We start from the raw sequence: 14289 nt of genomic DNA, 5'->3' as shown, positions 1-14289 counted from the left end.
GCGCAACGGCGTCATTCACGTCCTGAAACCCGGTGAACTTGAGTTGACTGGGGCATGAACACGTGCGACTCTTTCGCCGTGATCGAGTTGAGAGAACAAACGATCATCGCCCAGGTGGCCGATCGCTTGACCCGCAAGTTTCCGGCCATCCCCCCCGACACAGTAAAAGCCGTTGTGCTGCACGCCCATGAACGGTTCGACGGGCGCCCGGTACGCGAGTACATCCCGCTGCTCGTTGAGAGATACGCGGAGAAGGAATTATCGCTGGCAGCCTTCGACGAAGGTCTAATTGCGTAGGTGACCCCCGCCGTCAATCAGCCCGCGATAATCTCAAGCAGGGCAACACGAATCCGATCCCAAACGGCCTTTGGGTTTGAGCCCTTCAATACCTCGATTGTGAGGACCGGCGTCCCGCGGTCGCGTCCTGCGTAAGACCCTAGAGAGCCCGGCGTCGGGGCAAATGCGGTCGACTCTTCCACAGGCAGTCCACTGGATGCGGCGAAACGCTCTGCGAGCGCACCGGCGGGACCGTCGAAGTTGACAAACTGGCGTCCGGTCCAGGAGTGCAAAGCGATCACCAGCGCCGGGTTCAGGCCCTCTATCAAGTCGCGCACGACGCGTGACTCCGGCTGGCTCAGTGGCGCGTGACCACTCGACGGGTCCGCGGGGTCGAAGTTGGACGCCGGAAAATTCCGGTTGACGTCCACCCTGTTCGCGTTCTCGCGGGTGCCCGCGGCCCGACCGTCCGGGTTGGCGTCCTCAACGACGGAGAGCGTGACGGCGTCGCCGAGGCGCGCTTCGGCGAAGGCGCCGGGCAACTCGCTGATCGTGTAAGCGCCCTCGGTCTCGTCGCCGTGAATGCCTCCGATGAGCAACACCTTGCGGGGCCCGTGCCCGAGGGCCAGCAGCCGAATTGGTCGTCCCTGAACCGAAGTGCCCACTATCGTCCAGCTGTCGCCGCTCCCCGCCGACGAAGGTGTGGACCCCGGTCCCGCGGTTCCCGTAGGGGTCGTTGCCGGAGCCGTCGGCGCAGGGGTGACCGGAGCCGCTGGAGCGGCGGCAAGTCCATTGGACCTCTTTGAGCCGCAACGTATCACAGTGATCATGAGGGCGGTGGTCGCGATTGCAAGCAGGATCACAATCACGGCCCTCGTCGTCAGCTTCACCGCGACGAACATTCCGGGAGGGACCTCGTGAGATTCATGTAGACCGCGCTCACGTAAGCGCCGTTGGACAGCCGGAACCAAACGTTACTAGGGGCGTGCCCCGCGCTGGTGCGCAGGTCGCCGAGCGTCTGGCAGACCACGATCACGGTCATGCCGTCCTGCAGCGCATTGGGAACCAAGGGCGGCGCGTTGATGTACGGAGCAATGCGCTGCTGGACACCGCAGGTGCCGCCCTCGTCACAGGTACCGACAATGACTGCGGCATAACCAGTTTGCGGTGGCGGTGTGGCAATTGACGGCGACATTGTGGTGTAAGTGGTAGTTAGCGGTGGCGTTGACGTCGTGTACGAGGGCAAAGACACCTCAGACGGCGTTGGCCCGACGGTGAACGTCGATGGTGCCGCAGTAGGGGTAGAGCCATTGCCATCCCCGCTGCGGATGACAACTATCGCTCCGATGATCGCTGTGGCCATGACTATTGCGGCGCAGATGCAGACGGTCCAGATCAGGGTTGCCGGCCGGCCTGTCGCCACCGGAGGCGGGCCGGTGCGCCAAACCCGTCCGTCCCAGTAGAGCGTCCCGGGCTTACCGCTGGGGTCGGGGTACCAACCTGGCGGTAGCGGTGGCGGCTCCTGACGCGACTTCGGCGGCGGGGCCGGTGCACGTTGGGTTGGCTCAGACGCCGCTCTCTTTGGTGGTGTAGTTGGCGCTTCCATGGTCGGCGCCACCCGCGTCGCCGCATCGTCGATGGTCAATGCATAAGCAGCTAGATTACGGGCGAACTCACTGCAGCTTGTGAATCTCTCGTTCGGATTTTTGGCCAAGGCCGTCGCCAGGACGGGGTCGAGCGGAGCAAGTTCGGGTCGTTTCTTTGCCAGCGGTGGCGAATCCATTGTGATGTGCCGCCCTATCACCACCGCGGGCGTGGAGTCACCAAAGGGTGGGGTACCAGTCAGGAGATGGTAAGCCGTGGCTGCCAGCGAGTATTGGTCGGCGCGACCGTCAATGTCATCGCCCTTCAACTGCTCGGGCGCGGTGTAGGCCACGGTGCCGATAGTCATGTTCGTCGCAGTCAGTCCACTTACATCGTCAACAGCTCGGGCAATACCGAAGTCTGTCAACATGATTCGCCGTTCGTCGGCATCATCGACGTTAGTGATCAAAATGTTGGCGGGTTTGACATCACGATGAAGAAGCCCTTGCTTGTATGCGTAGTCCAGGGCTGAGCCGACAGCGGTAACGATGGCAATTACCAATTCCAAGGGCATCCCGGCGGGATAGCGCTCGGCCATCAACTTGCTCGCGTCTGCGCCGTCGACAAAGTCCATCGAGATCCACAGCCGCTCCTGGTGTTCGCCGCGGTCGTGCACTCCGACGATGTGCTGATGCCACAATGTCGACGCGAGGTCGGCCTCCCGAAGAAATCGTTCGCGAAAGCTGACGTCAGCCGAAACTTGGCTTCCCAACAGCTTCAACGCATCGCAGCGAGGGAGCCGAGGATGACGAGCCAGGTAGACCTCCCCCATTCCACCCGCTCCGAGCGATCGCACGATGGTATAGCCAGCGAATCTCTCACCGGCGTCCAGCGGCATGTCCGGATCGTACCCGCAGGACTTCAGTTAACACACTGAATCGCACGGCAGCAGTCGAGTCCCCTGCAAAGCAGCGGGCTGACCCCATTTCCTACCCCTTTGCCGCAAAAGCTCGTAGGCTCCACCATGGCAAACCCCATCGCACATCAGGAGCCGCCATGAGCGCCGATACGAAGGAACAAGAGGAAGCCACTCGTCGGCGACGGGAGGAAGACGTCCGCCGGTTACGCAACTTCCCCGCGTTCGAAAAGTTCTCCGATGGCGAATTGAAACGTCTCGTCGGTGCGTCGCATCACTCTTCGCAGTCGGTGCCATGGCCGCTGATTCGCGAGCAGACCCCGTCCGACGCGTGCTTCATCCTGCTCAGCGGCGAGGCGGGGGTATACGTCGGGGACGCCCGCATAGCGGTGGTGGGCCCGGGCGAGGTAATCGGCGAATCTGCGTTGCGCCGAGGGCAATTGCGTTCGGCCACGGTAACGACGATCGGACCGGCCGAATTCCTGCGGATCGAGCGCGACGACCTAGCCCGCTTGCTCGACGAGATTCCCGCGCTACGGGAGACCATGGACTCGACTGCCGCGCGACACACGCCCGTCACCCCGCCGCCGAAGCCGAAGCCCGAGCGTTCGAAGTTAAGCGCCTCGGTACCAACCGATTTAGTCGAGCGATTCGAGCAAGCCGCTAACGATGCGGGGGTTAGCGTCGGGGCCGCACTCGAAGAGGCCGTCAGCCAGTGGCTCGAAAAGAAAGGCGCTTCGTAGGCAAATAGCGGCAGGCTAGTGTCGTCGTGGCCGAAGACCCTGCTTGCGACGGCGGGATCGCATCTTCGGTCCAGTGCTTGGCTGCCCGCATGACTTTGTCCGTGTCAGGCGAGCCGGTAATGGCTACCAGACGGACGTACGCTGTCCGACATGGCCATCGAATCAACAATGCTCGCCCTCGGTACGCCCGCTCCGTCGTTCTCGCTACCCGAGCCGGCCACCGGCACCACCGTGAGCCTCGACGACCTGTCCGGCCCGGCGCTCGTCGTGACCTTCATCTGCAACCACTGCCCCTACGTGCAGCATGTCGCGGCCGGCCTCGCCGCCCTTGGCCGAGACCTGAAGGAGAAAGGCGTCGCGATGGTGGGCATTTCCAGCAATGACGTCGTCACCTACCCGCAGGACGGGCCCGACGAGATGGTCGCCGAGGCTCGTCGCCAAGGCTGGACGTTCCCTTACCTCTACGACGAGACGCAGGCCGTCGCTCGTGCCTTCTCGGCGGCCTGCACGCCCGATACCTTCGTGTTCGACGGCGAGCGACGCCTCGTCTACCGCGGCCAGCTTGACGACTCCCGGCCGAAGAACGGCCTGCCGGTCACTTGCGCTGACGTGCGTGCGGCGGTCGACGCCGTCCTTGCCGGAAAGCCGGTCAACCCAGACCAGCGCCCTTCGATCGGGTGCGGCATCAAGTGGCGTTGAGTGCGGCCTAGGGCCTAGCACGTTTCGCGCATTCTTCGTTTGCGATGCGGCGCGGCGCGAAATAACTGATTGGATATTCCGCTTTCGGGCTGCGGACTGTTGTGCACTGAGCGTTCTGCCCAACATGGGGTTTTGGCGGTCGCAAGCAACGGGCAGAATCACAGCAGATGGTTGCGACCGGCGCAAATATAAATCGAACAAAGCGAAATGTTAGGACATCGTGGAGACTGATTCGTTGCTTCCCGTCGCCGCTATCGCGATGGTCTCCGCATTTCCATTGTTCCTCCTCATCCTGCTGTGGAGATCACGGGCCGACCGTCGCGGCAGTGCAGTCGCGGTCCCGGGGTTGCTCCAAGCACCGAGGCTGACCGCCGCCGACCCGGACGAGCACGACGATGGTCAACTTGTTTTGCGCCCCAGCGAGGCCGCCAGATTCAGGCGGGGGCGGGTCGTCTCGCTGTTGCTAGGCGCGGTGCTGCTGGCGATTGGCTGCTACATGCTGGCGATGCACAGCCCGTTCCATGCGCTCATCAGCACTTGGCGTTACCAGCACTGGCCGAAAGCCACGGCCACGATCGTCAAGTACGACGGGAAGCGCAGTGGCAGAACAAGTCCCAGCTGGCGCGTCTATCGCTACGAATTGCAGGGCCACCAATATGAGGGCCACGGCCCGTACCTCGCCGGGTTCAAGAACCGTCCCCTCGACATGCCCGTCGGCATGAAGGTGACGATCGCCTACAACCCCGGCAATCCCGAGCAGGTGCTGAGCGAGGCTGATTCCCGAGTCGATCTGTTCCGCTATGACGGCCTGATATTAGTCGCTCCGACAGCGCTTTTCGGCGTGTTCTGCGGTGTTGCGGCCTTCCAAGGAGTGCGCGCTCAGAAAACGCCGCAGCGCCGCCGCGGCAGACCCGATCACCTCTAGCAGCTGCGATCTATACCCCACGGATTCCGCTGTCGACCACTTTCACTCGTTTATGCGGATACCGGCGCTCGGCGTGCGCCTTGGCCGGCGAATTCGGCAACACATACAACGTCTCCTTCTTGTCCTGCAAAGGCTTCAGCACCAAGTCCATGAAGCCCTTGCGGTCGTCGAGGTAGGGTTCGATGACGTCCGCACCGGCGGGGCATACCGCCAGGCAATAGGCGGCCTTGTAGTTGGGTTTGAACGCAAGGCTTTGCCACATCGAGGCGTTCTCGGAATCGGTGACCCGCGAACGGAAATCCGCCGCGTCGTCGCTGTCGGCGATGGTCTGTACCCAGTCGGTGAAGCCGCCCATGAATTCCCGGTAGTTGTGTACGGAGCAGGCGAGGAAGTCGAACTCGCCGTTCTTTCCGATCGCGCCGACCGGGCAGGCCGCGACGCACAGCTTGCATTCCAGGCAGGGGCTGTAGTCCAACGGCTCGCCGTAGCTGCTGACGGGTGCGTCCACCAGGATCGTGCCGAGCAGGATAAAGTTACCGAACTTGGGGTGAATCACGTTGCGGTGGATACCCATAACCCCGAGGCCCGCGGCCACCGCGACCGGTTTGTGTGCGACCACCCAGATGCGGCCGGGGAATCGGTCCATTTCCATCGGGAAAGTCGCCGAGGGGTTCAGCGCGCGGTAACCAGCGTCCTGAAGCTGGCGCACGATGCGATGGGCTGCTTCATTGAGCACCTCTCCGCTGCGATGGAATTCCTGGTTGGCCACGCTGCGTGCCGTCGATCGCACGTTGTCCCGGTTCATCTTCACCACCAGGGAGATGTAGCTCCGCGCGCCGGGTAGTGCGGCCTGGACATGCTCGACCTCCGAGGCGAGGTCTGGATTGTCAACGCTGGCGAACGCGACGTCATCGACACCGGCCGCCAAGCACAATTCGCGCAGCCAATCCGCGTCCAGCGGCCCGGGTTTGCGCGTCGGACGCGAACGCACCTTTCGGACGGTGGGGTGATCCGCCAGTCGGCCGGAAAGCTTGTTCGTCATGCTGGGTATAGTACACCATACTCAGCATGAGCGCACGGCATGCTGCCGCCCCCTGACGTGGACGTTCAACGCTTAAGCGCGAGACTCCAGGGGAACCCACGACCAGGATGGGCTCCCGACATACAAAGGATCACGATGGCCAAGGCATCAGATGACCGCGGTGACAGCACGAACGAGCCGAAGGGTGGTCGTCCTGGACCGGTCGACCATGGCCGCGAGGGCGGGATGGCGACGCGAGAAAAGGCTCCCGAACTTACCGAGTCTTCCAACGACGACGATTAGGCCCAGCTCTGTTGCCGCCATCCGGAAAAGACGACCCACCGGGCTGACGCGGCGACTACCCGCCGAGTGTAATCACTTGTGCCAGCTGGGGTCCGAAGCTCAGCAGGCCTGGAATGAGCCCACCTACCGGGGTGTTGCCGGAGAGTTGTAACGGCAGGAGCGTGCCGTCGAGGTCTACGAATATCTCGGGCAAACTGAGCGGAGCGAGCAGCCCACCGAGCGGGATATTGGTTATCGACGGAAGACCAACGCCGAACAGAGAGACGACCGCCGGAGGCAGCGATATGACGGTGGTCCCATTGAGGAACCCGTTGGCAACGTTGGCCGGTGCGGTCAGCACCGCGACCGCAGCCGCCGAGAGGTTTCCGCTCTGCAGGGCGCTGGCGAGGGCAGCCCCGCTGGAATTGAGCGAACTCAGGGCATTTACCGGCGCTCCAAACGCGTCCAGGGCCAACTGCAGTGGGAGTCCGAAGTTGAGGTTCGCCTCACCGCTGATGGTGAGCGTCGTGCCGAAATTGGTAAGGGCAGAAACCAAATTGGTCGCGTTCTGCGCCATCTGGGCCGGAATAGATCCGGCGGGCAGCAAATTGGTGAAGTTCTGCGCCATCTGCCCGGGAATGTTGAAGATCGGAGCCAAATCTCCCAGCGGACCCTGCGGTGTGATGGTGATGGTTGCTATTTGCTGGTCCGGTGTAATCGACGTAGTGCTGTCGAAGCCGGGGAAGAACCCGTTGACCAGCGCCGTGTTGATGTCCCCGTAAGCGGCCACATTGTTGCCCGCCAACAGATCTTGGAAGGCGGCCTGGAAGCCGGCGGGTAGCGCCTGCGCCCCGGTGCCGATGTCGCGAGCGGCGCCGAGCAGCCCATTGGTGACCGTTTGCGTGGCCGTGATCTGGTCGTTGATGAAGCCCTGCACGAACGGCACCGGGTTGAAGGACGCCAGTTGCTGGACGCCGGCCTCGATCGTCGCGGGCGCATTCGCCAACTCGGCCGGAAGGTTCTGAATGCCGGTTTGAATCGACGCACCGATGGTTTGCGCATACGCGTTCTGGTTGTTGATGAACGCGCGCAGCAGGGGGAACTGGTTGGTGTTCAGCGTGCTCCCGATAGCTTGCAGATTGGAAAGTGTGTTGGCGCCGAGCGCTTGGTAAGGACCCGCGACGGCGCTCGCGAAGCTTTCCACCCCGGCGATCAAACCGGTTGGCTCTCCGGCCGCCGCTGAGAGGCCAGCCGTCAACCCACTGGCGGCCGCATTGGCGGATTCGGCGTTCACATAAGCGCTCGCCCCCGCATTGATGAATTCGACAAACTGCTGGTGAAATGCCTGCGCCTGGGTGCTCAGCGCCTGAAATTCGCGGCCGAAATTGCCAAACAGCGAAGCGACCGCACCCGAAACTTCGTCCTGCGCCGCCGCCGCGATCCCCGTGGTGGACGGCGAGACGGCCGTGGTGGCTTCGGTCACCGAGGCGCGGATACTCGCCAGCTCCTGGGCCGCGGCCTGTATCAGTTCGGGCATAGCGATCACATATGACACGTGCATCCCCTTGATTTGATTGCTTGATGACTACCGGTCACCCCCCGATCTGCCTGAAGTTACTCGCGAGTTTCTTACTTTCAAGTAATATCCGCAGACTCGCCGGAAATGCCCAGCGCATTCACAGGGGATTTTCAGGTTCGGTGGTTACTGCACGGGCTTGCTGGCGAGCGCCTAGACCGAACGAACCTCGCAATTGCAGCGCAACGGTTTTCAACCGGATTCTTCGCCACCTTCGGGACGGCGACCCACATGTGGCGGTCAACCGACGGGGCCAAATCTCACCCGTACACCCGTCCGTAGATCGCCTCAATCTGCTCGGCGGTCGGGACCACCGGGTTGTTCGCCGGCGAACCGGACGCCAGCGCTTGCTGAGCCATCAGGGAAGTCAACGAATCCCAAGCCTGCTTGTCGATGCCATAGGACCGCGGCGTGGGAACCTCGAGTTCGGAACACAATTGAGCGAGCGCGTCCACCAGCGCGCCAGCCGCAACATCGTCACTGGCCCGAGCATCGACCGCGCCGTATGCCCTTGCGCAGTCGGCGTACCGCCCCTGCGCGCCATGGACCGAAAACTCCGTCACTGCAGGAAAGAGCATCGCGTTGGACAACCCGTGGGCCACGTGGAAATGTGCGCCGATTGGACGGCTCATGCCGTGCACCAAGGCGACGCTCGAATTGGAAAACGCCATACCCGCCTGCGTGGCGGCGACCATCATCGCCTCGCGTGCCCCCGCATCCGAACCGTCCCGGTAGGCACGCTTGATGTTGCGGGAAATCAGCCGTATCGCTGAAAGGGCAAAGGCGTCGCTGATCGGATTTGCCTTGCGGCTCACGTACGCCTCGACCGCGTGAGTGAGCGCATCGACACCGGTGTCCGCGGTGAGCCGCGGCGGCATTGACATGGTGAGTTCAAAGTCCACAATCGCAGCGACAGGCAGGAACGACAAACCCGGGCACAGCATCTTCTCGTTCGTCTCGCTGTCGCTGATCACCGTGAATTGTGTTGCCTCCGAGCCGCTTCCTGCCGTAGTAGGAATCGCGATGACGGGAAGCGCCGGTCCGACATAGCTGCTCGGCGCCTTAAACTTTCGCATCGGGCCGCCTTGGTGTGCCAGCACGGCCAACGCTTTCGCGGAATCCATTGGGCTACCGCCGCCGAAGCCGATGACGCAATCGGCGCCGTGCGCGCGGACCGCTTCCAGCCCGTCCTCTAACGATGCGGTGGTGGGGTCCGGGACGGTGCGATCGAAAAGAGCAACCGACATCCCCGCGTCGCTTAGCAGGTTGAGCAGCCGCTCCGCCGCACCGGTCGCGGTCAAATACGCGTCGGTGACCAGCAGTGGACGACGCAGCTTCAGGCCTTCGAGCACGTCCGCAACGTCGCGGAGCGCACCGGCCCCTATCCGGACGTGGCGAGGAAAGGAGATTACTGTCGACAACGGTTCGCCTCTGGTCTTCTTCTGGACATCTTCCCGATCATCACATTGCTGACTTCTCTGGACCTCTCGGATCGCGCGCTAGGGCCTTCGCGCCTAGACGGCCGGGTCCGGGCTACCCCTTGCCTTGGCTAGTCAACCCCCGGCGCTCCCCGCCCGTATTAGCCCAGGTGTGCTGGTTTGCCATACGCCGGATCTTTGCACACGGGGACCGCTCTACGCACGGCCCTCGTACATCTCCCGCGGCACGTGGTGATGCAAATTGACACGCGGACCACGCTGCGCCACTTGGCCATTGGACGCGTGTAACCGCAATATGCGCCCACCTAATTGCACGTATGAGCCCGGGCGCCACAACGCAGGCTCCCACGGTTGGAGCCTGGTCCAGTCCAGCTGGTCCGGCTCACGCATGAAAACCCCATTGGTGGAGTGGCAGTCGACAACGAGCACGTCTCCGTTGACGATTCGGACCTCCAGGTGAGCCCGAGACATCTCACCGGCATGATCGTCAATGCTGATCGGACGAAGTCCGCGGTGCGCAGCTTCGGACCCGCGCGGGTCCCGGCCGATGATGCAGTCGTGGTCGATATCGAACCGAGAGTTGTCATCCAGCACAACCCATCGCCGCAGATGATCCGAATCCGCCACTGAAGGTTCGGGCGTCCATTCGTTCCGAGCCCGCACGTCCAGGCTGAAAGGTCGGTTCGGTGACACCGGTGGAGCGGGTTTCGGCGCGGACCGCGCGGGCGTTGACCACAGGACGGCACCTTCTCCCGGCACGGTTCCTTCGGTCAGCTTGAAGACGCCGCTCACACCGGGGGAAGCGTGCGACCGCTGGCCCAACTCGTCGACGGTGATCACCGTGGCCACCCGGGGTGTGGGTACGGATCGGTGCACCAGGCGTCCGCGCCCGCGCAGCACGGTCCGGTCGGCGCCGTCGTCGAGCGTGACAGTGACGGCACCACACAGCAAGATCTCCAAGCCTGTCGACGTGGGCATGATGATCCCGACGTCAACCATGGTGCGATCCCAGGGTTCCCGCGCGATCCTCTGGAATGCGGTGACCAACTTCTGCGGGCTCGTGTTCCGGACCATGTCTACGAGAGCCGCCAGTTGCTGTGCGGCCAAGGATTCCTGCGACAACGGCTCCCGATCGCGGTGCGCCACAACGATAACCGTGCCCTTGACATTGGCGACGAGGTGCCGACCAGGGATGACCTCGACCTCGGTTAGCTTGCCGGTCGGGCTGGGGCCGCTCGGAATGGGTTCCTCGACAGTCTTTTTCGTCGGTGACACTGGGGCCTCCACCGGCGCCCCGGCCGGCCGAGCGGCAGGTGGAGCCGCGGGCGGCGCTGCCGGTTCCACCGCCGATATGACTTCCTCGACCCCGGACGGCTCTTCGCTGATGCCAATGCGATCGTGCAGCCATCGCAACGGTTTCGGCGCCCACCAGTTGAGGTCGCCGGCAACACGCAGGAACGCCGGCACCACGACGCCGCGAATGATCGACGCGTCGATCACGACGGCTAACGCCGTGCCGATGCCGAACATCTTCATGAAGGACAACCCATTGGCGAACGAAATCAAGGTGATCGTCAGCAACAGTGCGGCGCTGGTGACGATCCGGCCAACCCGACCCAGCCCGATCACCGTTGATGCGTTGTTGTCCAACCCCGAATCGCGGGCTTCTTTGATCCGCGAGAGCAAGAAGATCTCATAGTCGACAGAGAGGCTGAACGCGATGGCGCACAGCAACACGACCATGGACGGGTTCAGCGGCGCCGGCGAAACACCCAGCACCGACGCCAAGTGGCCCTCTTGGAAGATCCATACCATCACCCCCAGAACGGCGCTTAGCACAAGAAGATTCAGCGACAACGCTTTGACCGGCACCACCACGCTGCCCGTGAACAGGAACAGCAATATGAAGGTGGACACGGCGATCAGGCCGATCGCCACGGGAAGCCTATCGGCTATCGCGGCGCGACTGTCGATGAGTGTTGCGGTCGGGCCACCGACTTCGACCTGGTGATTGCTGATCTTGCTCCGGATGTCTCGGACCAGTTCCTGGGCGGTGTCCGAATCCGCTTGAACCGTCAGGAAAACGGTGGCGTACGCCGGCCCGGACGCGGCGGCCGCAGGCTGCTCCCCCACCAACTGGCCGTGCTCGTACCTGCCGAGCGGTCCGTTGACCAGCTTGACCCCGTTCATGCGGGAGACATCCGCGGAAAGTCTCTTGAGCGCGTCGGGGTCGTTGCGGGTGACCAGCGAGATCGCCTGCGAGGGATCCAGCGAGAAATCTTGCTGCAGTGACTCGGCCACCAGGCGCGCACTCGAATTCGTCGGCAGCGCGCGCTCGTCAGGGGTCGCGTACTGGGCATTGAGGAATGGGATGCCCAACGCGAGCAGCACCGCGACAACCGGTAGCGCATACAGGAGTGGCCGGCGCGTCACCACCTCGGCGAACCTGCGCCAGAACAGCGAATCGGCCGACAACGCCGTCTTGCGGCGGATGATCGACAGCGAATCGACCCGCTTACCCAGTAGGGCAAGCATCGCGGGCAGCACGATGATCGCGCTCAGCGCCGACAGCAAGACGGTGGCGGTCGCGGCCAACCCGACCGAACGCAGGAAGTAAGTGGGAAAGACCAGCAGGCTCATCATCGCCAAGGTGACCGTGGCGGCGCTGAACAAAATCGTTCGGCCGGCGGTGGTGACGGTGGCGATGATCGCCGAATGGTGGTCTTTGCCGTTGGCGCATTCCTCGCGGTATCGCGACACCATCAACAGTCCGAAGTCGATGGACAGGCCGAGGCCGAACGCGGTGGTGACGGTGAGGGCGTGCACCGACACGTCGGTGATCGTCGTCATGAGCAGCAACACCGACAGGGTGGAGACGATCGAGACGACTCCGACGACCACGGGCAGCAGTGCCGCGATCAGACCGCCGAACACGATGACCAGCACCGCCAGTGACACCGGCACAGCGATGCTTTCACTGGTCTTGAGATCCGATTTGACCTTGTCCCGGATCTCCTGCTGCACACCGAGGGAGCCGCCCGCGCGCACGTCGACGTTGGGGTCGTGCGGCAAGTCCGCGATGATCCGTTTGGCCGTTTCGGCGGCCTCGTCCCCGGTTCCGCCGACGTGCACCAGCATCAGGCCGGAGCGGCCGTCCTTACTGCGCAGGTCGGTAGCGCCCTGGTCCCCGAAAGACCTGGTGACCTTGGCATCTTTCTCGGCCGCAATCGCTCGAAGCACTTGGTCGCGTACCGCGGCGACCTGCGGGCTTTCGACGTTCCCCTCGCGCGGGAGGAGTTGAATCACCAGATTCGCCGTATTGCCGAATTGCTGGTTCAAGAACTCGTCGGCCTGTGACGATTCCGCCGACGGGTCGGTGTTTCCGCCGGTACCAAGCTTGTCGGACACCGAGCCGCCGAGCACGATGCTCAGGGCTATCACGACCAGGACGAGAATTAGAACCGCTGCGGGGCGCCGCACGGTGAATGCGGCCAGGTGCCTCAACATGTCAGTTGCCCTTCCCCCGGGTCATCGCTGATCGCGCACCTTTCAGATCGTCGCACTTCTCGCAAAGCATGTCGCGAGCGTCTTGGAACTTTCTTGCCGAATGGCCCGGTGTGGCGGGCGTCAGTTGAGCGGCTCGCCAGCCAGCCACAACCGGACCAAGCAGCGCCGCGCCTCAACCTCGGTAGCGTCGACGAACGCGTGCCGGTTGTGCAGCGTCACGTAGTTGTCCGCAAACAGCACGTCGCCGGGTTGGAGCGTGAAGGTGACTGCCCGGCTGGGGTCGTTCAGGGCGCGGTCCAGAGCGTCGAGAGCTTGGCGCTGACGGTCGCTGAGCGGCCGACCGCTCTTGTAGTGCCCCAGTTCGATGTGCAAGCGGTTGTAGCGAAGCTGAACGCCGTCGGCGGTGTCGGTGAACACCGATCCCATGGTTATCGGGTCTTCGCCCGGTTCCGTCTCGTGGGAGCGGTCAAAGCAGAATTCGCCGTAGAGCTCTTCCAACAATTCGGGCGACGTCTCGAGCAGCGCGTTGTATGCGGCGTGGCCGCTGACCATCAGCGACTCGCCCCCCGACACCGCTTTGCGCAGGCACAGCAGCCCGAGCACGTCGGGGCGGCTGCCGGCGTAGGCGCAGGCGGAGTCGGTGTGGAAGATCAGTGCCGAGTTCGTCTTGGAGCCGCGGGCCTCGCCGATCGACTGGCCGGTGTCCTGCACGAGGTAGACGCGGTCGCCCTGCCGATTCTGCGGCTGAGGGGCGCCCAGGTAGGTGCCCAGGCCCCAGTAGAGCATCGACGCTTCCTCATCCGTCCAGCCTTCGAAAGAAAGCCCGCGCAGCACGGCGAAGCCGGGACCGAGGTGCAGGCAGTAGCGGATACCGCGAGCGATCTCCGCGAGCGCCGGCTCCTGGAAATCTGACGGCTCGATGGTGTCCAGCCGCCGGCCCCGGCGGCGCAGTTCGTCGCGGATGCGCAGGCAGGCCTCGGCCTGGTGCGGGTCGACCGCGATCATGTAGTCCCACGCGTCCAGGCTGGCGGCATCCCACACCGTCGGTCCGGCGACCGGCTGAGGGCGCATCGGTGACTTCATCTCTGCCCCCTCGTCACTCGACTGCTGCTGATTTGTCTCGTTGACGGTTGTTGTGAGCATCCCCGTTACTCCCCTTGGTTGTGCTTTTGGTACTTGATATGAGTCTCACTTGGCCGACTTGTGCATTTCTTGCACATCTCTTAAAGCCGGTCAGCCCCCGCGAGCTGGCATTTTGCGCCTTACCCAACCCGGCGCCGAGCGTGTGGCCTGTGGCCCGTCCGGCGGCTTGGGCGGGTCA

At 63.4% G+C, this 14289-nt stretch carries 11 protein-coding genes; 4 read left to right on the top strand and 7 right to left on the bottom strand.

Features of this window, described 5'->3' with window-relative positions; translation table 11 throughout:
• The first annotated feature begins 78 nt into the window (after positions 1–78).
• A complete protein-coding gene (locus tag G6N68_RS12580; protein WP_163706414.1) occupies positions 79–297 on the top strand; it encodes a three-helix bundle dimerization domain-containing protein in 219 nt (72 codons plus the stop codon).
• 17 nt (positions 298–314) lie between these two features.
• Here the strand turns inward: G6N68_RS12580 and G6N68_RS12575 are convergent, their stop codons facing one another.
• Positions 315–941, bottom strand: a complete 627-nt coding sequence (locus G6N68_RS12575) for a M14 family zinc carboxypeptidase (RefSeq protein ID WP_163712347.1) — start codon at positions 939–941, stop codon at positions 315–317.
• A gap of 221 nt (positions 942–1162) precedes the next feature.
• Positions 1163–2758: a protein kinase domain-containing protein gene (locus G6N68_RS12570; protein WP_163712344.1), complete on the bottom strand. Its 1596-nt coding sequence runs from the start codon at positions 2756–2758 to the stop codon at positions 1163–1165.
• Positions 2759–2916: 158 nt separating this feature from the next.
• Between G6N68_RS12570 and G6N68_RS12565 the strand changes: the two genes are divergently transcribed.
• The 3 genes from G6N68_RS12565 (at position 2917) to G6N68_RS12555 (ending at position 5143) form a co-directional block, all read left to right on the top strand.
• Positions 2917–3519 (top strand): cyclic nucleotide-binding domain-containing protein, encoded by a 603-nt coding sequence (locus tag G6N68_RS12565; RefSeq protein WP_163712340.1) that lies wholly within the window; start codon positions 2917–2919, stop codon positions 3517–3519.
• Positions 3520–3669: 150 nt separating this feature from the next.
• A complete protein-coding gene (locus G6N68_RS12560) occupies positions 3670–4218 on the top strand; it encodes a thioredoxin family protein (protein WP_163712338.1) in 549 nt (182 codons plus the stop codon).
• 220 nt (positions 4219–4438) lie between these two features.
• A complete protein-coding gene (locus G6N68_RS12555; RefSeq protein WP_163712335.1) occupies positions 4439–5143 on the top strand; it encodes a DUF3592 domain-containing protein in 705 nt (234 codons plus the stop codon).
• A 10-nt stretch (positions 5144–5153) separates the two neighbouring features.
• Here G6N68_RS12555 and G6N68_RS12550 read toward each other — a convergent pair whose 3' ends face one another.
• From G6N68_RS12550 to G6N68_RS12530, 5 genes are all read right to left on the bottom strand, one after another.
• Positions 5154–6185, bottom strand: coding sequence for an epoxyqueuosine reductase (locus tag G6N68_RS12550; RefSeq protein WP_163712332.1), 1032 nt, complete (start codon positions 6183–6185; stop codon positions 5154–5156).
• A gap of 337 nt (positions 6186–6522) precedes the next feature.
• Positions 6523–8001, bottom strand: a complete 1479-nt coding sequence (locus G6N68_RS12545) for a PE family protein (RefSeq protein ID WP_163712329.1) — start codon at positions 7999–8001, stop codon at positions 6523–6525.
• A 281-nt stretch (positions 8002–8282) separates the two neighbouring features.
• Positions 8283–9443, bottom strand: coding sequence for an iron-containing alcohol dehydrogenase (locus tag G6N68_RS12540; protein WP_163712327.1), 1161 nt, complete (start codon positions 9441–9443; stop codon positions 8283–8285).
• Positions 9444–9656: 213 nt separating this feature from the next.
• Positions 9657–12968, bottom strand: a complete 3312-nt coding sequence (locus G6N68_RS12535) for an MMPL family transporter (protein WP_163712324.1) — start codon at positions 12966–12968, stop codon at positions 9657–9659.
• Between the two features lie 120 nt (positions 12969–13088).
• Positions 13089–14111, bottom strand: coding sequence for a TauD/TfdA family dioxygenase (locus G6N68_RS12530; RefSeq protein ID WP_163712322.1), 1023 nt, complete (start codon positions 14109–14111; stop codon positions 13089–13091).
• Positions 14112–14289 lie beyond the last annotated feature (178 nt).

The organism is Mycobacterium bourgelatii, from assembly GCF_010723575.1.
Lineage (GTDB): Bacteria > Actinomycetota > Actinomycetes > Mycobacteriales > Mycobacteriaceae > Mycobacterium > Mycobacterium bourgelatii.
Note: the sequence above shows the minus strand (reverse complement) of the source record. Positions and strands in the feature narration are given on the sequence as shown.